This is a genomic window from Streptomyces sp. NPDC049837 (genome assembly GCF_040674455.1).
Lineage (GTDB): Bacteria > Actinomycetota > Actinomycetes > Streptomycetales > Streptomycetaceae > Streptomyces.
The window spans coordinates 284,475-306,207 of sequence record NZ_JBFAMP010000003.1 but is presented as its reverse complement, the minus strand read 5'-3'; the positions used below and the strand labels follow the sequence as shown (position 1 = coordinate 306,207).

At 71.0% G+C, this 21,733-nt stretch carries 18 protein-coding genes; 9 read left to right on the top strand and 9 right to left on the bottom strand.

Annotated features, from left to right (window positions below):
• Nucleotides 1-3: 3 nt before the first annotated feature.
• From AB0J57_RS09295 to AB0J57_RS09255, 9 genes are all read right to left on the bottom strand, one after another.
• Nucleotides 4-603: a DJ-1/PfpI family protein gene (locus AB0J57_RS09295; RefSeq protein ID WP_366127417.1), complete on the bottom strand. Its 600-nt coding sequence runs from the start codon at nt 601-603 to the stop codon at nt 4-6.
• On the bottom strand, nt 596-2,242 hold the full coding sequence (locus AB0J57_RS09290; protein ID WP_366127416.1) for a thiamine pyrophosphate-binding protein: 1,647 nt from the start codon (nt 2,240-2,242) through the stop codon (nt 596-598). Before AB0J57_RS09290 ends, AB0J57_RS09295 begins: the two co-directional genes overlap by 8 nt.
• Before the next feature lie 34 nt (nt 2,243-2,276).
• A complete protein-coding gene (locus tag AB0J57_RS09285) occupies nt 2,277-3,113 on the bottom strand; it encodes a type 1 glutamine amidotransferase domain-containing protein (protein WP_366127415.1) in 837 nt (278 codons plus the stop codon).
• A 45-nt stretch (nt 3,114-3,158) separates the two neighbouring features.
• Nucleotides 3,159-3,863 (bottom strand): EthD domain-containing protein, encoded by a 705-nt coding sequence (locus tag AB0J57_RS09280; protein ID WP_366127414.1) that lies wholly within the window; start codon nt 3,861-3,863, stop codon nt 3,159-3,161.
• Between the two features lie 113 nt (nt 3,864-3,976).
• Entirely contained in the window at nt 3,977-4,906 is a 930-nt protein-coding gene (locus AB0J57_RS09275) for an NAD(P)/FAD-dependent oxidoreductase (protein ID WP_366127413.1), read from the bottom strand.
• Nucleotides 4,907-4,911: 5 nt separating this feature from the next.
• Nucleotides 4,912-6,354, bottom strand: a complete 1,443-nt coding sequence (locus AB0J57_RS09270; RefSeq protein ID WP_366127412.1) for a maltokinase — start codon at nt 6,352-6,354, stop codon at nt 4,912-4,914.
• The gene (locus AB0J57_RS09265; RefSeq protein ID WP_366127411.1) at nt 6,351-7,562 is read right to left on the bottom strand and encodes a transposase; all 1,212 of its coding nucleotides are present in this window, start codon (nt 7,560-7,562) and stop codon (nt 6,351-6,353) included. The genes AB0J57_RS09270 and AB0J57_RS09265 overlap by 4 nt, the downstream gene beginning before the upstream one ends.
• 310 nt (nt 7,563-7,872) lie before the next feature.
• The gene (locus AB0J57_RS09260; RefSeq protein WP_366127410.1) at nt 7,873-8,565 is read right to left on the bottom strand and encodes an SDR family oxidoreductase; all 693 of its coding nucleotides are present in this window, start codon (nt 8,563-8,565) and stop codon (nt 7,873-7,875) included.
• 28 nt (nt 8,566-8,593) lie between these two features.
• Nucleotides 8,594-9,940 carry an NDP-sugar synthase gene (locus tag AB0J57_RS09255; protein WP_366127409.1) on the bottom strand — a complete coding sequence of 449 codons (1,347 nt, stop codon included), beginning with the start codon at nt 9,938-9,940 and terminating at the stop codon, nt 8,594-8,596.
• 528 nt (nt 9,941-10,468) lie between these two features.
• On the opposite strand from AB0J57_RS09255, the gene AB0J57_RS09250 reads away from it, so the two are divergent.
• From AB0J57_RS09250 to AB0J57_RS09210, 9 genes are all read left to right on the top strand, one after another.
• Nucleotides 10,469-11,308 carry a LuxR C-terminal-related transcriptional regulator gene (locus AB0J57_RS09250; protein WP_366127408.1) on the top strand — a complete coding sequence of 280 codons (840 nt, stop codon included), beginning with the start codon at nt 10,469-10,471 and terminating at the stop codon, nt 11,306-11,308.
• A 206-nt stretch (nt 11,309-11,514) separates the two neighbouring features.
• Nucleotides 11,515-13,404, top strand: a complete 1,890-nt coding sequence (locus tag AB0J57_RS09245) for a site-specific DNA-methyltransferase (protein ID WP_366127819.1) — start codon at nt 11,515-11,517, stop codon at nt 13,402-13,404.
• Between the two features lie 15 nt (nt 13,405-13,419).
• Nucleotides 13,420-16,227 carry a DEAD/DEAH box helicase family protein gene (locus AB0J57_RS09240; protein ID WP_366127407.1) on the top strand — a complete coding sequence of 936 codons (2,808 nt, stop codon included), beginning with the start codon at nt 13,420-13,422 and terminating at the stop codon, nt 16,225-16,227.
• 180 nt (nt 16,228-16,407) lie between these two features.
• Entirely contained in the window at nt 16,408-17,208 is an 801-nt protein-coding gene (locus AB0J57_RS09235) for a class II aldolase/adducin family protein (RefSeq protein ID WP_366127405.1), read from the top strand.
• Nucleotides 17,209-17,221: 13 nt separating this feature from the next.
• The gene (locus AB0J57_RS09230) at nt 17,222-18,238 is read left to right on the top strand and encodes an ABC transporter permease (protein ID WP_366127404.1); all 1,017 of its coding nucleotides are present in this window, start codon (nt 17,222-17,224) and stop codon (nt 18,236-18,238) included.
• A 96-nt stretch (nt 18,239-18,334) separates the two neighbouring features.
• On the top strand, nt 18,335-19,867 hold the full coding sequence (locus AB0J57_RS09225) for an FAD/NAD(P)-binding protein (RefSeq protein WP_366127402.1): 1,533 nt from the start codon (nt 18,335-18,337) through the stop codon (nt 19,865-19,867).
• A gap of 38 nt (nt 19,868-19,905) precedes the next feature.
• Nucleotides 19,906-20,319, top strand: a complete 414-nt coding sequence (locus AB0J57_RS09220) for a tyrosinase family oxidase copper chaperone (RefSeq protein ID WP_366127401.1) — start codon at nt 19,906-19,908, stop codon at nt 20,317-20,319.
• 10 nt (nt 20,320-20,329) lie between these two features.
• The gene (locus tag AB0J57_RS09215; protein ID WP_366127400.1) at nt 20,330-21,196 is read left to right on the top strand and encodes a tyrosinase family protein; all 867 of its coding nucleotides are present in this window, start codon (nt 20,330-20,332) and stop codon (nt 21,194-21,196) included.
• Between the two features lie 53 nt (nt 21,197-21,249).
• Nucleotides 21,250-21,708, top strand: coding sequence for a MoaF N-terminal domain-containing protein (locus AB0J57_RS09210; RefSeq protein WP_366127399.1), 459 nt, complete (start codon nt 21,250-21,252; stop codon nt 21,706-21,708).
• The last annotated feature ends 25 nt before the right edge of the window (nt 21,709-21,733 follow it).

The following is a 21,733-nucleotide window of genomic DNA, read 5'->3' as shown; positions in this document are numbered from 1 at the left end:
CTTTCACGCCCCTCGCAGCACGAGCTCGTCGATGATGGTCCTGGCGAACAGATGGCAGTGGTCGCCCGTCCGCGCGGTCACCAGGTCCCCGTCCACGACGACGTCCTGGTCCACGTAGTTGGCGCCCATGTTGCGGACGTCGCCGATGAGGTTGTTGTGGCAGACCACCTTGCGGCCGCGCACGACGTACGGGATGGACGAGGCCAGCCACATGCCGTGGCAGATGATCCCCTTGACCACGCCCGACCGGGCGAACGCCCGGCGCAGCAGGTCGGTGGCCGGCGCGAGCCGCTCGATGTCCTCGGTGTAGCGCAGCCGGTCCGCGACCATGCCGGACGGCACGATCAGCGCGCCGTACTCGCGCAGCCGCCGGTCGTCCAGGTCCTCCAGGCTGCGCGTCACCGTCAGCGGCGCCCGGTACTCGTGGCCGGTGAAGGTGATCGACTTGTTGCCCCACAGCCGGGTGAGGAAGTCGACCCGGGCGCCCTCCTCGGCGAACCGGCGCTGGTAGTAGGCGATCTCGGGCTCGTAGAAGTCGCTCTCCGCGAGGATGGCGATCCTCCGCCCGGTGAGCACACCGTCGCGTGCCGGAACGTCAGGCACGGTTTCCCCCTTCAGTGGTCCGCAGGTCGATCAGGAACGGCTTGTCGTCGGCGAGCATCCGCTTGACCGCGTACGCCACCTGCTCGTGGTCGTCGACCCGCAGCGCGTCGACGCCGAACCCCTGGGCGATCTGGCTGAAGCCGAGGTCGGGGTGGGACAGGTCGAAGGGCGTCGGGTGGGCGTGCTCGGGGATGTCCCGCTCCCGCCAGTACTGCTCGATGTTCAGGTCGAGCAGCTTGTAGCTGCGGTTGTTGCAGATCACGAACTTGGCGCCGATGGAGTGCCGGACGGCGGTGTACAGCGCCTGGATGGTGTACATCGAGCCGCCGTCGCCGGTGAAGCCGATCACCGTCTTGTCCGGGTGCGCGAGCTTGAGGCCCAGGGCGCCCGGGATGCCGACGCCCAGTGATCCGCCGCGCGTCGAGAACCAGTGCCCCGGCAGCCGGCCCGGCAGGTGGGCGTTCAGCGGCCCGGCCGCCGTCAGCGCCTCGTCGAAGACCATCAGGTCTTCCGGCGCCTGCCCGGCCAGCTCGCGCAGGAAGTGGTGCAGCAGCGAACCGTCGTCCTCCGGCCCGGCGGGCTGCTCACGGCGCCGCGACTCCAGCCGCCCCGACGCCAGCGCCCGGGCCTCCGCCGACAGCCGGCCGTCCAGCTCGGTGGCGAGGGCGGCGAGCGTGGCCTTGGGGTCGGCGACCAGGCCGAGGGTGACCGGGTGGTTCTTGGCGATCTCGTAGCCGTCCAGATCGATGTGGACGATCTTGGCGTCCTGGCGGAACGGGTTGTCCAGGACCGGGAAGACCTCGGGGAAGACGTACGTGCCGACGATCAGCACCGCGTCCGCGTCCTTCACCGCCGCCCGGCTGACCTCGCCGAACATATGGCCCAACTGGCCCCGGTAGAGCGGGTGCCGGGCGTCCAGGTTGACCTCGGAGAAGTCCACGCCCCACACGTCGGCGCCCAACTGCTCGGCCACCCGCACCAGCTCCGCCTGCCCGCCGGACGCCGAGACGCCGTCACCCACCAGGACGATCGGCCTCTCGGCGCCGGCCAGCAGCCGCGCCGCCTGCTCCACCAGCGAGGGCACCGGCAGCGCCCGGGTCTCCAGGAACGTGCTCGGGACGACCGGCTCGGTGTTGACCGCGTCCAGGACGTCCATCGGAAGAGAGACGAAGACCGGGCCGCGCGGTGGCGTCATCGCCATCTTCATGGCCCGCCGCAGCACCCGCAGCACCGAGTTCGGGTCGGTGACCCGGGTCGCGTACTTGGTGACGGGCTCCGCCATGGCGACCAGATCGGCCGCCATCTGCGCGTCCATCGCGTCGTACCTGACCCCGGCCTCGCCGGCGATCACGACGAGCGGCGAGTGGCCGCGCTTGGCCTGGTAGAGCATGCCCACCGCGTTGCCGAGACCGACGCCACTGTGCAGTTGGAGCAGCGCCGGGCGGCCGGTGGCCCGGGCGTACCCGTCCGCGATGCCGGCGGCGACCGTCTCCTGCAGGGTCAGGATGTACTGGAGGTCCTCGTACTCCTCCAGCGCGTCCAGGAATCCCTGCTCGACCGTTCCTGGATTGCCGAACATATAGGGAATTCCATCGGCGAGGAACTGCTCGATGATCGCCGCGTTGCCCTGCCTGGCCATGTCTTCCTTCTCTCGTTCGGGATTTTTCCGACGGTTACCAGCCGAAGCGGCGCAGCCCGTCCTCGAGAACCTCGACGACCTTTTCGCCGGTGAGATACGAGTCCGGCGTCGAACGCCCGGTGATGAACGGGTAGTCCACGATCACCGACGTTTCCTTGCCGAAATTGCCGTGATAGCGGCCGTCGGGGCCCGTGGCGTCACGCAGGATGTACTCCAGCGGGTACGGCGGCGGCCCCATGACGAAATCGGTGCCGAGGAACCCGGTCCCGTCCTTGTAGTCGTACTCCTTGCAGTGGCCGGTGACGTGCTTGCCCCAGATGATCGACTTGCGGTCCTCCCAGTCGCGGGCGAAGGCGAGCGGGGCGACGCCGTAGCACTCGGCGGCGATCGGCTTGTCGGCGCGCAGGAAGGCCAGGATGATCTGGTGCACCCGCTCGTTGTTGGCCAGGTCCACGATCGGGCCGGAGCCGCCGACGATCAGCAGCGCGTCGTACTCCTCCAGCTCCCCGGCGACCACGTCGACGGCCCGGTGGTAGGCCTCCAGCTTGCGGAGGTAGTCCTCGTCGGCGGTGTAGGGGCGCTCGGGCACCCAGGAGGAGATGTCGATCGGGTCGGCCAGGCGGTCCGACTCGTCGATCCGCCGGGTGAGCTTCGCGACCTCCTCGGAGGTCACCGACTTGCCCAGCGGCGGGTCGATGTACGTGGGGTCCATGCTCGGCGGCAGCGCGTGCGGCTGCCTGCCGGTGGGGGTGGCGAACACGACCTCGTAACCGCGCTGGTCGAAGTGGTGCAGCGGCCCGACGAGCTCCTCGCCCCAGTAGCCGTACTCCGACAGAATCACGAGGATCTTCTTGGCGTTCCTTCTGGCCACGCCTGCTCCTTCGGTAATCGGTGGGCGGATCAGCGGCGGGGCCGTTCAGCGCGGCTCGGGGCCGATGATCCAGTTCTCCTTCACGGCGAGGGAGAACACGTACTTCGGGTCGGCGACCTCGTCGCGGGCGGCGGCGACCTGGCCGGTGAAGTACGGCGAGCGCAGCGCCTCCTTCAGCGCGTCCACGTCGTCGAACCAGAGCTGCTCGACGCTGTCGAAGCCGGCCTCGCCGAAGACGTAGGCGCCGTCCACGGTGTGCGCGTGCAGGTAGCGGCGCAGGCCCGGCGTGGCGCCGACGACGGAGGCGTACGCGCCGAGCGTCCGCTTGCGGTACTCCTCCAGGCCCAGGCCCGGGCGGCGCTTCATCAGGACGGTGAGCTTGACCCAGTCCTGGCCCTTGGCGAGCGCGGGACCGGGGATGACCTCGTACGCGGTGGTGTCGACGACGATCGTCTGCCAGAAGGCCGCCCAGTTGGGCTCGTCGAGCCGGGCGCCCTGGAGGAACTCCTCGGTCTGGAGCGACGCGAGCTGCTCCTCGCCGTTGGCCAGCCAGATCTCGGCGATGCCCTGGTGGGGCAGGGCCGGCGTACCGAGGTCGGCGCCGGTCTCGATCCGGGTGTCCACCAGGTACTTGCGGATCTGCGGGATTTTCGCGGCGTACTTCACCGCGTGGACGTCCACCCAGTAGTCCTGGAACTCCTGGGCGGTCATTCCCGGCTTGGGTGCCGCCAGAATGAACTGATGAATCATTGGGAACTCTCCTTTTCGGCCCCGCGACGCGGCATGGCTCGGCATGGAAATCATTGGCGGCCGTCCGTGCAGGGGGCAAAGAACCTCCGCCGACTTCCTGAACTGAAGTGCGATCAGTCGGCTTTGAGCTCCGGCGGATGGAGGAAGTAATGCGCGGCGGACGCCGCCTGCGCGCCTTCGTGCACGGCCGCGGCCACCTGGTGGGAATGCAGGGAGGTGACGTCCCCGGCCGCGTACACGCCGGACACGGACGTCTTCTGCTCGGAGTCGACCGCGATGTAGCCGGCGTCGTTGAGGCGTACGCCGAGGGCACGGGCGAGCGCGGTCTCGGGGGTGGCGCCCTGGATGGAGAACAGCGCGTCGAGCCCGAGCCGCAGCCCGCCCCGGGTGACGATGGCGCGCAATTGCCCGTCCTCGCCCTCCGCCTCCTTGATCCGGTCGTGGATCACCTCGATACCGGCGCCGGCGAGTCTGCGCCGGAACGTTTCGCTGATGTCGTCACGGTGGCTGTTGGTCAGCAGCCGCACCCGGTCGGTCAGGGCGTGGAGCTGCATGGCCTCGCCGGCGGCGGCGTCGGTGTGGCCCACGACGAGGATGTCGCGGCCCCGGTTCTCGTACCCGTCGCAGGTGATGCACCAGAACATCGACCGGCCCACGTACGAGCGCCAGCCCGGGAAGTGCGGGAAGTGGTCCAGCACCCCGGTCGCCAGCAGCACGGCGCGCGCCCGCCAGTGGTGCCCCTGGGAGCGCAGCGTGAACCCGCGCTCCGCGTCGCCCTCGACGGCGGTGACCAGGTGGTGGACGACGCGCGCGTTCTCGTACCGGGAGAGCTGCTCCACGGCCAGTCGGCGGAGGTCCACGGTGGCGATGCCGTCGGGGAAGCCCAGGTAGTTGTGGTTCACCTGGTGGTGGGTGGAGCGCCCGTGACCGGTGTCGAAGACCAGTACCCGGCGGTTGTACCGGGCCAGGTAGATCGCCCCCGACAGCCCGGCGGGCCCACCGCCGACGACGGCGGCGTCCACCGGGTCCGGTGATCCCGTCACGGCGCTCACCCCGCCGGGCGTTGCCGGACCGCCAGTCGGCGCACCGCGGTCATCGGGATGGAGAGCCACTCGGGGCGGTTGTGGGCCTCGTACACCGCCTCGTACACGGCCTTGTCGGCCTCGAAGGCCCGCAGCAGCACCGGCTGGCTGCGCGGGTCGGCACCGCCCGCGGCCGTGTAACCCGCGCAGAACGCACGCCGGTTGTGCACCGCCCACGCCGAGGCGCGGCGGGCCAGGCGCGTGCCGTGCACGTTCTGCGGCGACTGCTCGCCCGGCGGTACGCCCAGGACGGCGGCGAGCGCGTGGTGGGCGGCGTAGTCGAAGGACCGCAGCATCGAGGCGATGTCGCGCAGCGCGGGCTGGAGCCGCCGACGCTCCGCCTCCGGCTGCCCCGGCTCGCCCTCGAAGTCGATCACCACCCAGCCGTCCTCCGCGCGCAGCGTCTGCCCCAGGTGCAGGTCGCCGTGGATGCGCTGGACCAGCAGCGGCGCGTTGCCGCGCTTGGCGACCTCCCCGAGGTCCTGGTGCACGGCCCGCAACTGCCGGGCGAACGGCAGCAGGGACGGCACCTGGTCCAGCGCCGCCTCCAGCCGCCCGGTCAGCACGCCCACCAGGCCGTCGACCTGCGCCGGGCCCAGCTCCCGGGTCTCCAACTGCTCCGCGAGCGCCGCGTGCACCCGTGCGGTGGCGCGGCCGAGCCCGTGCGCCTCCTCGGCGAAGCCGCCGAGCGGGGCGACGCTCTCGCACTCGCCGACGACACAGGCGCGGGCCTCCTCGACGGCGATGGCCCAGCCGTCGCCCCGGTTGGGCACGAACTCCTGGAGGATGCCGAGCGTGATCTCCCCGCCGGGCGCCGACGGAGACGTCCGCACCCAGCCGAGCGGCGCCGCGCTCGGCACGTCGCCCGCGCGCCGGAGGGCGGCGAGCATCTCCACCTCGGCGTTGGGTCCCGGCACCACCCGGCGCAGCACCTTCAGCATCATCCGGCCGCCGAACGCGATGGACGTGTTGGACTGTTCGGCCGTGAGCACCGCCGCGCGCAGCCCGGCCGGGATGTCCGCGCCGGGCGTGCGGTGGAACTCCACCAGGCCGGTCGCCCCGCCCGCCGCGATCCGCGCGAGCAGCCGCCCCATCAGCTCGGGGTCGCCGGTCGCCTCGTACAGCAGCGCGCCGCCGCTCGGCCCGATGACCGCGTCGGCCAGCTCCGCCGGCACGGTCTCGCGCACCCCGACGAGGAGCTGGTACCACTCGTCGTGCTCGGTGCGCACGACGACCAGCAGCAGCCAGGGGCCGGCCGCGCACAGGGTCTCGACCAGGACGGGCTCCACGTCCGGCGCCGCCCAGTCCTTGCCGCCGAACCAGCGTTGCCGGGCCAGCCAGTCGGGCAGCAGGCGGTGCAGGTCGGCGGCTATCCGGTCGGATTCGGTCACATCGGGGGAGACGGTCATGCGGCGGACACCTTCGCGCTGCGGGGGACGGAGGACTCCGGGAGGGGACCTCGGTCCGCCCGGGACAGCATGGTGATCGCGTGCGCGAGGGACACCATGGTCATGTGGTGGTGCCAGCCGCGGAACGAGCGCCCCTCGAAGTCGCGCAGGCCGAGCCGGTCGCTCACCTCCGCCTGGTCGCGCTCCACGCGCCGGCTGAGCATCGCGGTGCGGTAGACGGTCCCGAGCCGGGGCCGGGACAGGTTGGACAGCCAGTACTCGCTCGGCGCCCGCCGCCCGGGCTTGCCCCACGCCCCGAGCAGGACCAGGTCCTGCCGGTCCGCCCGGCCGCCGCCCGGGGAGCGCAGGCGCACGCGGGCGGAGCCGACGGAGGTGGCGCGCACCACGCCGGTGCGGTGGTCGAGCCACTCCACGGGCATCCGGTTGCGGCTCAGCGCCCCCGCCAGGCCGCCGTCCGGGGCGGCCGCCGGCCCGGCGCCCGGGGCACCGGTGGCGCTCCGGCCGGCGGGCCGCAGCGGCTCGACGGCCGTGTGGGACTTGGCCGGATCGACCCGTACGACGAACGGGATCTGGCGTTCCGCCAGTTCGGCGCAGACGGGGTGGGGACCGGTGTCGCGCAGGTCCATCACCACGGGCCGGGCGGGCATGCCCCACTCGTCGGTCAGCCGGGCCACCGAGCCGATGGCGCACTGCTCCGGCGGGCAGGACCCGACGTGCTCCGGGATGGAGGCACGCCGTCGCATCTCGGGCTCCTCCGTCCAGCACTCGGGCAGCGCCAGCCACCAGTCGACGGGGCTGCTGAGCTGGTCGGACGCGAGCCACAGGCCCATGCCCTGCTGGCAGTTGACGATCCGGCCCAACTGGGCCACGAACTGCCGCTCCACGCCGACGGAGTGCTGTCCCACCTTGGTGATCACCAGCGGCCGCACCACCCAGGCGCGTGGCTCGGCGTGCTGGTGGAGGTGGCGCGCCATTTCCCGCCGCACCGGGACGCAGTCCCACGGCGACTTCGTGATGAATTGGTAAAGGCTCTGTTCGACGCCACCGCCCGCATTGCTGGCGAGGGCCCGCATGGTCTTCTTTCCGTCGACCGAGAGAAGGCCCCGCACATACAACTCGCCCCAGCGGCGCTGGTCGCTCCTGGGAATGGAAGCGAGTGTCCGCGTGAGGAACTCGGTGAATATCGCGGGGGAATTATCCTCGGGCATATTCAGGTCTTGTTCCACGACCGTACCCAGCTCTCTCCACAGAAGTCTACGTTTGTCCGGAGCAAATCGGCCAGCCGGTTTTTTTCTGTAATTCGGACAGCCGGAAGCGAACCCGGGTGTGAAATACCGGAAGCGGACTCCGGGGCCGGTGCGCGGCGGTGGTGGGGAACGGCACTCCGCACGCCTCACCGGCCCCGGGTCCGGCCCCGTCGCCTCGGGGGACGATGGCGACGGGGGTGATGACGGGGGCGGGGGATGGGGCCGGCCCGCCCACGTCGGTCTCGGTGGGTCCCCGGAAACCGGCCGGTGGCTACCGGCTGCGTTCGAGCTGCCGGTCGGCGCTGAGCCGGGCGAACAGCGGGGCCCAGTCGGTGGGCGTCTCGCCCAGCTCGTTGTACATCTCGAAGGTGCGGCCCACGGCGGCCGGCGAGTTGAGCGCCTGGACGCACGCCTCGGCGACCGCCGTCCGTGACACCCAGCCGTCGCCCCGGTCGCCCTGCTCCAGGCGCACCCGGTTGCCCGCGAAGCCGTCGTCCGTCAGCCAGCTCGGGCGTACGACCGTGTACGGCAGCCCCGACTCGCGTACGGCGTCCTCGCCGCGCAGCCGCCAGTCCAGCAGCCTTCCGTAGGCGTTCATGGGGTGTTCGCGCCGGGTCACGAAGATCTGGCTGACCAGCACGAAGTGCGGCCGCTCACCGTGCTCGGTGGCCGCGGCCAGCACATTGCGCACCCCGTCGTACATGGTCGTCTCGGGGCTGTCGGGGCCCGAGTCGGCCGTGCCCGGCTCGACGCTGAACACCACGCCCGCGCAGCCGCGCAGCGCGGTGGCCAGCGAGTCGGCGTACCGCACGTCGGCGCGGTGCTCCTCCACTCCGAGCGGCAGCCGGCCGCGTTCCGGATGCCGGCTCACCACCCGTACCCGGGTGCCCTCTTGAAGCAGGCGGCGGGTGACCAGACTGCCCAGCCGGCCCGCCCCTCCGATAACCGCAATGGGACTCCGCATGGTCCCCTCCAGGAGTGATCCGCCGCCGCTACACCCAGTTGAGGATGTCGTCGGCGCTCTTGAGTTCCGTTTCCGCGGGCACCCCGGTCATCGCGGGCACCCTGAGCCGCGGGTAGACGCTCACCCCGCAGAACCGTGATCCCGGCCAGAGCATGGCGCCGTCGCCGATGGCCGAGAAACGTTCGAGCCGTGCCGGCCGGGTCCGCTCCGAGCAGACCTCGGCCATGGGTCCTATGTAGGAGTCCTCAATCTCGGCGTACGCGCCGACGACGGCGGACTCTCCGACGGCCGACCGGACCACGGCGGCGCCCTCGCGGACCTCGGCCCCGTCGCCGATGTCCGCGTGATCCAGCCGCACGCCGGGTCCGATCTCCACTTCGCGGCCGATCCTGACCCCCGGTCCGATCACCACCGAGCCCTCGTCGATCTTCTGGGCGAGGGTGGTGCCGGTGACGTCGTCCTTGGTCCGCAGGCTGCTCTCATGGATCCAGCAGCGCGGTGAGGCGACGTCGGGGAGCCTCATCAGCCGGTTCATCTGCTCGTACGCGCCGTCGAGCACGAGCCCCAGGGTGTGCAGGTAGTCCGGTACGTTGCCCAGGTCACCGAGCCGCCCGATGGAGTGGGCCGCCACCGGCAGCCCGCGGGCCGCCAGCCACGGCAGCAGGTCCTGGCCCCAGTCGAGCCGCTGGTAGCTCTGCCGGAAGAGTTCCGGTTCCCGGGCGAGCAGCCGCAGCCGGGCGCAGTCCACCAGGTACATCCCCGCGTTGGTGGGCAGGGTGACCCCCGGGTCCACCGCCGTGCGCGGGAACAGCTCCCCGAGCCGGGCCCGGTCCGGTTTCTCGACGAAGCCCTGGACCAGGCCGCCCTCGTCGGTGCGCATGACCCCGTACTTGCCGGCGATCTCGTCGGCCGTGCGCCGCACGGCGGCCACGGTCACCAGGGCGCCGCGCTCGGCGTGCGCCGCCTCCATCGCCCCCAGGTCGAAGTCGAAGAGGGAGTCGACGGGGAGCACCAGGGCGCGGCCCTGCACGTCCCACTGTTCGAGGTTGTGCAGGGTGGCGCCGGCCGAGCCGACGTTGTACCGGTCGAAGCGGGAGCGCGAGTAGGTGATGTCGACGCCGTAGCGCTCACCGTGGCCGAGCAGGAGCTTGATCTGGGTACGGTTCTCCAGGCCGTGGGTCACCACGTAGAAGCGGCGGATGCCCTGCTCGCGGCAGGCGTCGACCACCCACTCCACGAGGCGGCGCCCGGCGAACGGGATCAGCGCCTTGCTGCGGATGTGGTCCGGGGACTTGAGCGTGATGGGCTTCGCCCGCTCGCCCCGGCCCCCCGCGAGGAGGATGCCGACCGTTTCCCCGTTCTTGTCCGTACTCATCAAGAAGAGCCCCCTCGATTCGGGTGAATCAACGACTCCCCGAATTCATCTCCCAGAAATCTGACGCCCTGTCGGCAATCCGGTGCCGCGCTGGGGTCAGGGACCCCATTCGTCGTCTTCCGTCAACGCCACGACCCGGTTCGTGGCGGAAATGGATGCCTCGCTTCCGCCCTCCACGCAGTACGTGAAGAGCCCGAGGAGCAGTGCCAGAGCCGGAAGCCCGAACAGGCGCCCGGCCTCTCTCGTGCGGTTCACAATCCCTCCCCTGGCTGAAAGGCCCCTTGGCCCTTCCGCCCTCAGAAATATGCCGCACCGCACTACAGGAAAGGGTCGTTCAGTAGCATCATGATCACGCAATGCAAGAATCGGAAGGAGTGTCAAATGTGCAGGAACTCGGACTTAGCCCCGCATTCGAACGTCGTCAGGCTCTGTGATCGTGGCCTGGAGATCTACCGTCGTGCGCTGGCGCATGGTCCGATATCGGGCGATGTGCCCGAATGTCTGCTCCGGCTGGGCCTTCTACGGCCATTGGCCGAAACCCCCACACTGCTGGCGGCCGTCCCCCCGGACATAGCCGGGCGGGAACTCACCCGCCCCGTCGAGCGCGCCATGCTCGCGCACCAGCAAACCCTGGCGGCCATCAGTGACTCGATCGCATCGGCCGAGGACGTCTACTCCGCCACCCGGCAGGCCGTCTCCACCGCCCCCGTACGACTGCTCCAGGGAGAGGACGTCATACGCGCCGCACTGGAGCAGGCCGCCGACAACTGCCGTGAGGAACTGCTGACCTGCCAGCCCGGCGGCCGCCGCGACCCGGCCTCGCTCGCCCGCTCGCTCTCCCGCGTCCTCGCCATGCACCGGCGCGGCGTCAAGCAGCGCACCCTCTACCAGCACACCGTGCGCGCCCACGGCCCCACCCTCGCCTACATCGAGCAGGCCACCGCCTCCGGTGCCCAATTCCGCACGCTCAACGAGGTGTTCGACCGCCTGATCATCTACGACCGCACGACGGCCTTCATACCGGATCCGCGCCACGAGCTCAGAACCGCCGCCCTGGCCATCGACCACCCAGCGATAGTGCACTACCTCGCCAAGGTCTTCGAACACGCCTGGGCGCGGGGCGAAGCCGTCAGCATCACCCAGGAGTACGTCCGCCCCCCGCTCATGACGGACGAGACCCGTCGCGCCGTGCTGCGCCTGATGGTCGAGGGCTACACCGACGCGGCGATCGCCAGCCGGCTGGGCGTCAGCCCGCGTACCGTCTCCACCCACATCAAGAAGGCCTCCGACCTCCTCGGCGGCCGCAGCCGGGCCCACCTGGCCTACCTGCTGGCCCAGTCCGAGCTCCTCGAGGCCGGCCAGGGCTGAGCCCCACAACCCCCCACTCCCCACGCCCCAAGGGCGTCCCGGGAGGCGGGCCGCCCCGATCGGACGGCCTCCTTCCCAACCCCCCACGCACCCGCTCCGCGCCGCCCACCGGCGGCACGCGCGCTGCTAGTTTTGACGCCTCGTCAACGGCGGGCCGACAGCGTGCGGAACCGCGCGAGCCGCGCCAGGAGTTGTGAGTGACAGGAATGGCGGACGACACGGTGTCGATGCGGCGGGTGCGGTCGGGTGACCCCGAGACCAGGTCGATGGACCTGGTCGGCGAGAACGTCGAACAGATGAGGAAGCTGTTCCCCAGCGCCTTCTGCGAGGACGGTCTCGATTTCGACGTCCTCAGGGAACTCCTGGGCGCGGCGGTGTCCGAAAGCCGGGAGAAGTTCGGACTCACCTGGCACGGAAAGAGGCGGGCGGCGGAAGTGGCCCGGCTGCGCAGCAGCGGAACCCTCCTGCCCCGGCCCGCCGACAGCGTCGACTGGGACACCACCAACAATGTGATGATCGAGGGCGACAACCTCGAAGTCCTCAAGCTCCTCCAGAAGAGCTACGCCAACCAGGTCAAGCTCATCTGCATCGACCCGCCCTACAACACCGGCCGGGACTTCATCTACCCGGACAGTTTCCAGGACGGCGTGCGCAACTACCTCCGGCTCACCGGCCAGTTGGACGATGAGGGCGCCCGGCGCAGCACCAACGCCGAGACCTCGGGCCGCTACCACAGCGCCTGGCTGGACATGATGTACCCGCGCCTGTTCCTGGCCCGCAACCTGCTGCGGGAGGACGGCGTCGTCTTCGTCTCGATCGACGACCACGAGGTGCACAACCTGCGGGCCGTCATGGACGAGATCTTCGGCCCGGAGAACTTCATCGCCTCCGTGATCTGGCAGAAGGTCTACTCCCCCAAGAACAGCGCCCGCCACTTCTCCGAGGACCACGACTACATCCTCGTCTACGCGCGGGACGCCGACGCCTGGACACCGGGACTGCTGCCGCGCACGGACGAGCAGAACGCCGCGTACAAGAACCCCGACAACGACCCGCGAGGACCCTGGAAGGCCGACAACTTCACCGCCCGCAATTACTACAGCAAGGGCACCTACCCCATCACCACGCCCGGCGGGCGCGTCATCGAAGGACCGCCGCCCGGGACGTACTGGCGGTATTCCGAGCAGACGATGCGGGAGATGGAGGCGGACAACCGCATCTGGTGGGGCAGGGACGGAAACAACAGCCCCGCCGTCAAGCGCTTCCTGTCCGAGGTCAAGCAGGGCCGCATCCCCCAGACCTTCTGGCCCTACACGGAAGTCGGCCACAACCAGGACGCCAAGCGCGAGCTGCTGGAGCGGGTGACGTTCGCGTCCTCCGACAGCGTCTTCGACACCCCCAAGCCGACTCGGCTCATCCGCCGCATCCTGACCCTCGCGACCAGGCCGGACACCGAGGACATCGTCCTGGACTTCTTCGCCGGCTCCGGCACCACCGGCGACGCCGTCCTCCAGGCCAACGCCGAGGACGGCGGCAACCGGCGCTACATCCTGGTCCAGATCCCCGAGCGCACCGGCTACGACGACCACCCGACAGTCGCCGACGTCACCCGCGCCCGGCTGCGCGCGGCGGCCGCCGCCGTACCCGGCGCGCCCGACCGTGGCTTCCGTTCCTTCGCGCTCGGCGAATCCGGCATCGCCCGCTGGGACACCGGCCGCCAGGACGCCGAGCAGCAGACCCTGGAGCTCGTCGACAACATCGTGGACGGCCGGACCGAGGAGGACGTGCTCTACGAACTCCTCCTCAGCCGCGGCCTGGACCTCTCCCTCCCGGTCGAGACCCGTACCTTCGGCGGTATCGCCGTCCACAGCACCGGTCACGGGCTGCTGTTCGCCTGCCTGCCCCCCGCCGACGCCATCAGCAGGCACCGCGTCGAGGCCGTCGCGCACGGGATCGCCGACTGGCGCAAGGAACTGGACCCGGTGGGCGAGGTGTCCGTGTACTTCAAGGACACCGCCTTCCGGGACGACGTGGCCAAGGCGAACATGACGGCGATCCTCGACCAGTACGACTTCGCCATCGTCAAGAGCCTGTAGGCGCCGGGAGCGGACATGACCCACCTCAGACTCCACTTCAACGCCGGGCTGGACCACCAGGTCAAGGCGATCGAAGCGGTCCGCGACCTCTTCCACGGGCAGGTGTTCACCCCCGCGCAAGGGCTCGCCAACAGGCTGACCCTGCTGCCCGGGCAGCTCGGCGAGAATCTCCGCGCGGTCCAGCTCCGCGGCGGCCTCGCGCCCTCCGCCGACCCCGACCCGGACGACCTGAACTTCACCGTCGAGATGGAGACGGGCACCGGCAAGACGTACGTCTACCTGCGGACCATCTACGAGCTGAACAAGCACTACGGGTTCACCAAGTTCGTGATCGTCGTCCCCTCGGTCGCGATCAAGGAAGGCGTCAACAAGTCCCTCCAGATCATGGAGGAGCACTTCAAGGCCCTCTACGACGGGACGCCGCTCACCTACTTCATGTACGACTCCGGCCGGCTCGGGGAGGTGCGGAACTTCGCGTACAGCACCGGCATCGAGGTGATGATCACCACGGTGGCGGCGATCAACAAGAAGGACACTGCCCTCATCTACCAGCCGAGCGAGAAGACCGGCGGCGACGCCCCGATCGACCTGATCCGGCAGACGCGGCCCATCCTGGTCGTCGACGAGCCGCAGAGCGTCGACGGAGGCCTCAGCGGCAAGGGCAGGGAAGCCCTGGCCGCGATGCACCCGCTGTTCACCCTGCGGTACTCGGCCACGCACGCCGACGCGTACGACATGGTCTACAAGCTCGACGCCATCGACGCCTACCAAGCGGGTCTGGTCAAGCAGATCGAGGTCGCCGGCGGTTCCGTCGAGAACGCGCACAGCCGCCCCTACGTCCGGCTCGAAGCCGTGAGCACCCGGAAGAACGACCTGTCCGCCACCGTCGAAGTGGACATCGCCACCAAGAGCGGCGGCGTACGGCGGGCCGGCGTCGTCGTCCGCGACGGCGACCTGCTCGACGCGGTCACCGGCCGGGGCATCTACGAGGGGCTCCGGATCGGCGAGATCAACAGGACCAAGGGGCAGGAGTTCCTGCACCTGCGCGGCGGGGGCGTCAGCGTCCGCCTCGGCATCGGCGAGTCCCACGGCGACATCCCCCGGCTGGAGAAGGCCCGGCAGATGATCCGCCGGACGATCCGGGAGCACCTCGACAAGGAAGTGCGGCTGCGCCCCAAGGGCATCAAGGTGCTCAGCCTCTTCTTCGTCGACCGCGTCGACCGCTACCGGACGTACGGCGACGACGGAAAGCCCGTCAAGGGCGACTACGCGCGCATCTTCGAGGAGGAGTACGAGCGGCTCAGGAACCACTCCCGCTACTCCACCCTGCTGGGGGAGGCCGACCTCGCGTCCGAGGCCGCCGCCGTGCACGACGGCTACTTCGCCCGCGACAAGAAGGGCACCTGGAAGGACATCAGCGAGGGACGCGGCCAGGACGGCGCGGACGCGCAGCGGGCGTACGACCTGATCATGCGGGACAAGGAGCGGCTGCTGAGCCCGGATGAGCCGCTGAAGTTCATCTTCTCCCACTCGGCGCTGCGCGAGGGCTGGGACAACCCCAATGTGTTCCAGATCTGCAGCCTCCGTGACATGGGTACCGAACGCCAGCGCCGCCAGACCATCGGCCGCGGCCTGCGCCTCGCCGTCGACAAGGACGGCCACCGGGTGCAGGGCTTCGACGTCAACACCCTCACGGTGATCGCGTCCGAGAGCTACGAACAGTTCGCGGCCGGGCTCCAGACCGAGCTGGAGAAGCACGACAAGATCCGCTTCGGCGTCGTCGAGGCGCACCGGTTCGCCGGCCTGCCGTCCCCCGGCGACCCCGCCGTCCCGCTCGGTTTCGAGGCCTCCCAGCGCCTCTTCGCGCACCTCCGGGCGGAGGGCTACGTCCAGGCGACGGGCAGGATCGACGCCGAGGCCCTGTCGCGGGCCGTGGCCGAGGACACCTTCGCCCTGCCGCCCGGGTTCGAGCCCCTCACCGCCCAGGTCGCCGAGCTGCTCACCAGGCGTGCCCGGGGTCTGAAGGTCACCAACCGGGACGAGAAGCGCACGGTCAAGGTGGGCGAGCAGGTCTTCGGGAGCGAGGCGTTCCGGGAGTTGTGGGAGCGGATCAGGCACCGCACCACGTACCGGGTCGACTTCGACGTCGAGCAACTGGTCGCGGAGTGCGTACGGGGCGTCCGCGCGGCGCGTCCGGTCGCCCCGGCGCGCATGCGCTGGCGCAAGGCCCAGGTGGTCATCACCGAGGCCGGCCTGGCCACGACGGGGGAGAGCACCTCGTCACCCGTCCACGCAGACCAGGGCGACATCCCGCTCCCCGACATCCTCGGCGAGCTCGTCGAGCGCACCCGGCTCACCCGGCGCACCGTCCGGCGCATCCTGTCCGAGAGCGGCCGCCTCGCCGAGTTCCGTGTCAATCCCCAGGAGTTCATCGACCTCGTGGCCGAGGTGATCACGTCCGCCAAGCGCCGGATGCTGGTCGACGGCGTGAAGTACGTACGGCCGGCGGACAGCGACTTCTACGCCCAGGAACTCTTCGAGGAGGGGGAGCTCCACGGCTACCTCGACACCGAGCGGCGTTTCGTCGAGGACATGGAGAAGGACGACGGCGTCGTCCTCTACGCCCAACTGCCGTCCTGGTTCCGCGTTCCGACCCCGCTGGGCGCCTACAACCCGGATTGGGCCATCGTGCGGGAGACCTCCGACGGCCACCGCCACCTCTACCTGGTGACAGAGACCAAGGGCTCCCTCCAGGACACCGTCCTGGACACCGGCGTGACCTTCACCGAGGCCGACGCCTGGCACCACACCCCGGCCGGCTGACGCGACCGGGCCTGCGGAACCACCCTTTCCGGCAAAGGGTGGTTTCGCACGATTAAGCATGCACATCCGTGCATTGCGGCATTGTGCAAGCTTCAAGTGCCCCTTTTGCCCTCTTCGGTGACGGTGTCGCGTGCCAAGATCACCCCGTCCGCCCGCCACCGACCACAAGAGGGCACACACGTGACGACCGACCTCCGTGACAACTACCTGGCCGACACCGCCACCGGTCTGCCCATCCCCGCCGTGGCCGAGTTCGCCTCGGTCGCCGACGAGCGGCGGCACCGCAAGCGCCGGCTCGCCGCCGCGATGCGGCTGTTCGGCAAGGCCGGCTTCGCTGAGGGGATTTCTGGCCATATATCGGTACGTGACCCCGAGCACCACGACCGCTTCTGGGTCAACCCCTTCGGCCTCTCCTTCAACCAGGTCACGGTCAAGGACCTGATCTGCGTCGACGCCACCGGCCGGGTCGTCGAGGGCACCGGCAAGGTGAACCCGTCCGCCTTCACCATCCACTCCAAGATCCACGAGCGTCCCGGCGCCGAGGCGATCGCCCACGGCCACACCATCCACGCCCGGGCCCTCGGCGCCCTGGAGCGCGTACTGGAGCCGCTCGACCAGGAGTCCTGCGCCTTCTACGAGAACCAGGTGTTCTACGGCGACTACGACGGCCCCGCCATCGGCATCGAGCACGGCGAGGACATCGCCGCCCGCCTCGGCGACAAGCGCGCCCTGCTGCTGCGCCACCACGGCCTGCTCACCGTCGGCGGCAGCCTGGAGGAGGCCGTGCACTGGTTCTTCACCTACGAGGGCTGCGCCCAGGTGCAGTTGCTGGCCCTCGCCGCCGGCACACCCAGGCCGATGAGCCACGAGCAGGCGCTGGCCGCCCGCGACGGCTTCGGCGACGAGCAGCTCGGCCGGTTCTCCTTCGAGGTCATGTGGGACGAGATCACCGCCGAACAGCCCGACCTCCTCGCCGAGTAGGGGCCGAGCGACCATGAAGAGTCATCACCCCGCCGGCGCACGCGTCGAAGCGGTCAAGATCGTCGCCATCGTCGCGGTCGTCCAGTTCCTCATCGGCGGCTGGTTCTCCTGGACCGCCTCGCGCAGCGAGCCCCGCGACATCCCGGTGGCCATCGCCGCCGAACCGGCCCGGGCCAAGGAACTCACCACCCTCCTCGAACGCACCGGACCGGGCGCCGCCTTCGAGCTGAAGACCGCGAGCAGCGCGGCCGACGCCGACGCGATGCTCAAGGACCGCGAGGCGTACGGCGCGTTCGTCGCCGCCGGCGACGGCAAGGGCTGGGAGCTGCACCTCGCCTCCGCCGCCTCCCCGGCGGTCGCCTCCGCGCTCACCGGCCGGCTCGCCGAGCTGACCGGCACCAGCGCCCTCGTCAAGGAGGTCGTCCCCGCGTCCGACGCCGACCCGCACGGCACGGGCATCACCATGGGCTTCCTCCCGCTCGTCGTCACGTCCGTCATCGCGGGCCTGCTGTTCGTCCTCAAGGTGCCGGTGCCCCGGCTGCGGCTGCCCGGGGTGGTCGCCTTCGCGGTGCTCTCCGGGGCGCTGTCCTCGCTGATGCTGACCGTGATCTCGGGCGTCCTGCCCGGCTCGTACCTCACCAACGCGGCCGTCATCGCCCTGCTGGAACTGGGCATGACCGGGTTCATCGCCGGGCTCGGCTCCCTCGTGGGACCCGGCGGGATCGCCGGGGGAGCGGTGGTGATGTTCCTGATCGGCAACCCCCTGTCGGGCATCGCCTCCGCACCGGAGCTGCTGCCCGGACCGCTCGGCACCGTCGGCCAACTGCTGCCCCCGGGCGCGGCGGGGTCACTGATCCGCTCGGCCGGGGCGTTCGACGGCGCGGGCATCCTGCGCCCGGCCGCCGTCCTGGTGGTGTGGGCGGCCATCGGCCTGACCCTGCTCGCCCTCGCCGCCCGCCGCCCCGCGCCCGGCGCGCCGTCCGAGGCCACGGCGCCCACCGCCCGCCCGGCCGAGGCCACCGCGGCGTGACCCGGCCGCCGGCCCAGAGCCGCGGCGCCGACCGCCCGCCCGGCCGGGGCCGCGGGCGTCCGACACCCACCCGACCCGGAAGCACACCCACCTGCCATGAGACAGCACACCCCTGATCCCCAGGGCCCCCACCTCGCCCTCGTCGGCGGCGGCGCGGCGGCCGTCGCCCTCCTGGACCGGCTCTCCCGCGACGACACCCTGCCGCACACCGGAGCCGTCACCGTCTTCGAGCCGTCCGACCGGCTCTGGCGCGGCCGCGCCTACCAGCACGACCTGGACTCGGTCCTGGTGAACATCCCGCCGCACGAGATGTCCGCCACCAAGGGCCGACCCGGCGCCTTCCAGCAGTACCTGACGGACCACCGGCTCCCGTACGGCGGGGGTGACTGGTCCGAGCGGGGCCACTTCCCGCCCCGCCACGTCTTCGGGTCGTACCTGGAGAGCACGGCCGAAGCGGCCGTCGCCGCACTGGGCCGCCGGGGCTGGACCGTCCACCTCGTGCGCACGGCCGTCGCCCGCGCCCGCGAACTGCCCGACGCCGTGGAGCTGACCGACACCGACGGCACCCCGCGCCGGTTCGACCACGTCGTGTGCGCCGTCGGCCCCGGCACCCCCGCCGACCACTACCGCCTCGCCGGCGAGCCCGGGTTCGTCGCCGACCCCTACCCGCTGCGCGAGACCACCGCCCGCATCCCGCGCACCGCCTCCGTCACGGTGATCGGCACCGGACTCGCCGCCGTCGACGCGGTCGTCTCCCTGGCCCGCCAGGGCCACACCGGCGACATCGCGATGGCGTCCCGCAACGGCTGCCTCCCGGCCGTGCGGCAGCGCCCGGTCCACCCCCGTATCCAGCACTTCACCCCGGCCGCGCTGGACCGGCTCGCCCGCGAGCACGGCGGGACGTTCGGCCTGGACGCCCTGCTGACGCTGCTGGCCCGGGAGCTCGACGCCCACGGCGCCGGCCACGCCACGGTCCTGGACGAGCTGCTCACCGCCGACACCGAGCCCCCGCTGGACCGGCTGCGCCGCCAGTACGCCCAGCGGGACGCGGCCGACACCGGTATGCGGGTCATGCAGGAGGCCGTCCCGCTGTCCGGGCCGGACGCCTGGACGCGGCTGCGGCCCGAGGACCAGGCGTACATCAGGGAGCACCACTACCGGGCGATCATGTCGCTGTGCTGCCCGATGCCGCCCGAGAACGCCCGCACGCTCATCGGGCTCGCGGAGACGGGCCGGCTGCGGGTCCTCGCCGGACTGGACGGCGTCAAGCCCATGGACGGCGGCGGGTTCCACGTCGTCACCCGTGACGGCTCGTTCGAGACGTCCACGGTGATCAACGCCGTCGCGGCGCCCGCGCACCGGGTCCCGGCCGGAGCCGGTGCCCTGATCGGGGCGCTGGTCGAGGGCCGCGCCGCCGAGTACCACCCGGCCGGCGGAGTCACCGTCGAGCCGGACACCTCCCGGCTGCGGGCGGACGGGCGGACCCGGGGCCGGCTCTACGCGATCGGCGACATCTCGGGCGGCACCCTCTTCTTCACCTCGGGCATGCCGTCGGTGGTGGACCGCGCGGACGACATCGTCGGCGCCATCGTCCAGGACCTCCGTACCGCGTCCCCGGCCGCCGCGTAACCCCCCTCGGCCTTCCCGCACGACAAGGAGAACCCCCTTTGACCACACCCAGCCGCAGGACCGTCCTCAAGCAGACGGCGGCCGTGACGGCCTTCGTCGGAGGCGGCGCCGTCATCGCCGGCCTGGGAACGGCCGCCGCCGCGCCCACTCCGGCTCCCCCGGAGGGCGAAGGCTTCACGGAGGTCTACAAGGGCCGCCGTATCGAAGTCACCCCGGTCGCCGCCACCGTGGCCCTCCGGACCTCCACGGCCGCCGCGCGGACCGCCGCCGCGCCGGTCGACGTGCGGATCGACGGACGGCCGCTGCACATCATGCGGCGCGCCGACGGCTCGTACCTGAGCGTCGTCAACCACTACGAGTCGTTCCCCACCGCCCAGCACTGCGCCAGGGCGGCCGTCGACCAGCTCGGCCCGGCCTCGCAACTGGCGGCCGGGAACATCCACCACCACTGAGACCACCACTGTGCACATACGCAAGAACTGCAAGGACCTGACCGCGAGCGAGCGCAAACGGCTGGTCGACGCCCTGATCACGGTCAAGCGCAAGGGCGTCTACGACGAGTACGTACGCCTGCACGCCCAGTACTTCGTCGCCGACGGCGAGGGCGGCAAGCGCCACGGCCACATGGCGCCCTCCTTCCTGCCCTGGCACCGCAAGATGCTCGTCGCGTTCGAGGACGAGCTGCGCAAGGTCGACGACTCCGTCACCCTGCCCTACTGGGACTGGAGCCGCGACCACGCGCCGGCCGCCGCCCCGTGGACGCCCGACCTCCTCGGCGGGAACGGCCGCGAGGGCGACCACCAGGTCATGGACGGGCCCTTCGCGTACGCCGCCGGGAACTGGCCCATCACCGTCCAGGTCACCGACGACACCTTCCTCATGCGGGACTTCGGCGGCTGGGCCAACGGCGTGACCCTGCCGACCCCCGACGACGTCGAGGAAGCCCTGGCCGATCCCCGGTACGACGCCTACCCGTACGACTCGACCGTCACCACCGGCGGCTTCCGCAACCGGCTGGAGGGCTGGACGCTCGGCGCCGACGTCGGCTGGAAGCTGCACAACCGCGTCCACGCCTGGGTGGGCGGCCAGATGACCGGCGGCAGCTCGCCCAACGACCCGGTCTTCTGGCTCCACCACACCTTCATCGACCTGCTGTGGTCGCGCTGGCAGGAACGCCACGCCGGCCGGCCGCAGTACGAACCGAGCCGCCCCCTGCCGCGCGGCGACGCCCAGTACGGCCGCGTCGTCTCGCTCGACGAGCAGATGGACCCGTGGCGGATCACGCCCCGGGAGATGCTCGACCACGGGCGGCTCTACCAGTACGCCTGACGCACCGTCAGCGACGTAATCCCTGTCAGAACAGCGAAAGGAAACGCTTCACCATGCGCAAGCACACCGCCCTCCGGGCCGTCGTCCCCGCCGTCCTGCTCGCCCTCACCGCCGCCCCGGCCGCCGTGGCGGCCGCACCGTCCGCCGCCCCGGCCGCCCACGTCCGGGCCGTCACCGCCCAGTCGTCCATCCCGGCGTTCGCCGGACACGCCTACCGCATCTCCCTCGACAACGGCGTCGTCTTCCGCAACAGCTACTCCGCCGACGGCACCAAGCTGCACTGGGAGGCCGTCGAGGGCCCGTTCAAGGGCAACTCCGGGAACGAGTCGCTGGCGGTCAACCAGGTCGGCGACGGCCTGTACCACGTCAACTGGGTGGAGAAGTCCGGCACGACCGTCTCCCACGTCATGGACCTGAAGTCCGGCACGGTCAGCGTCTACTGGACCTTCCCCACGCCGGACGGCGGCCGGGCCGGCGAGCTGCACACCGCGACGCTCCAGCGCATCGCCTGACGACACCACGCCACGCCACGGCACC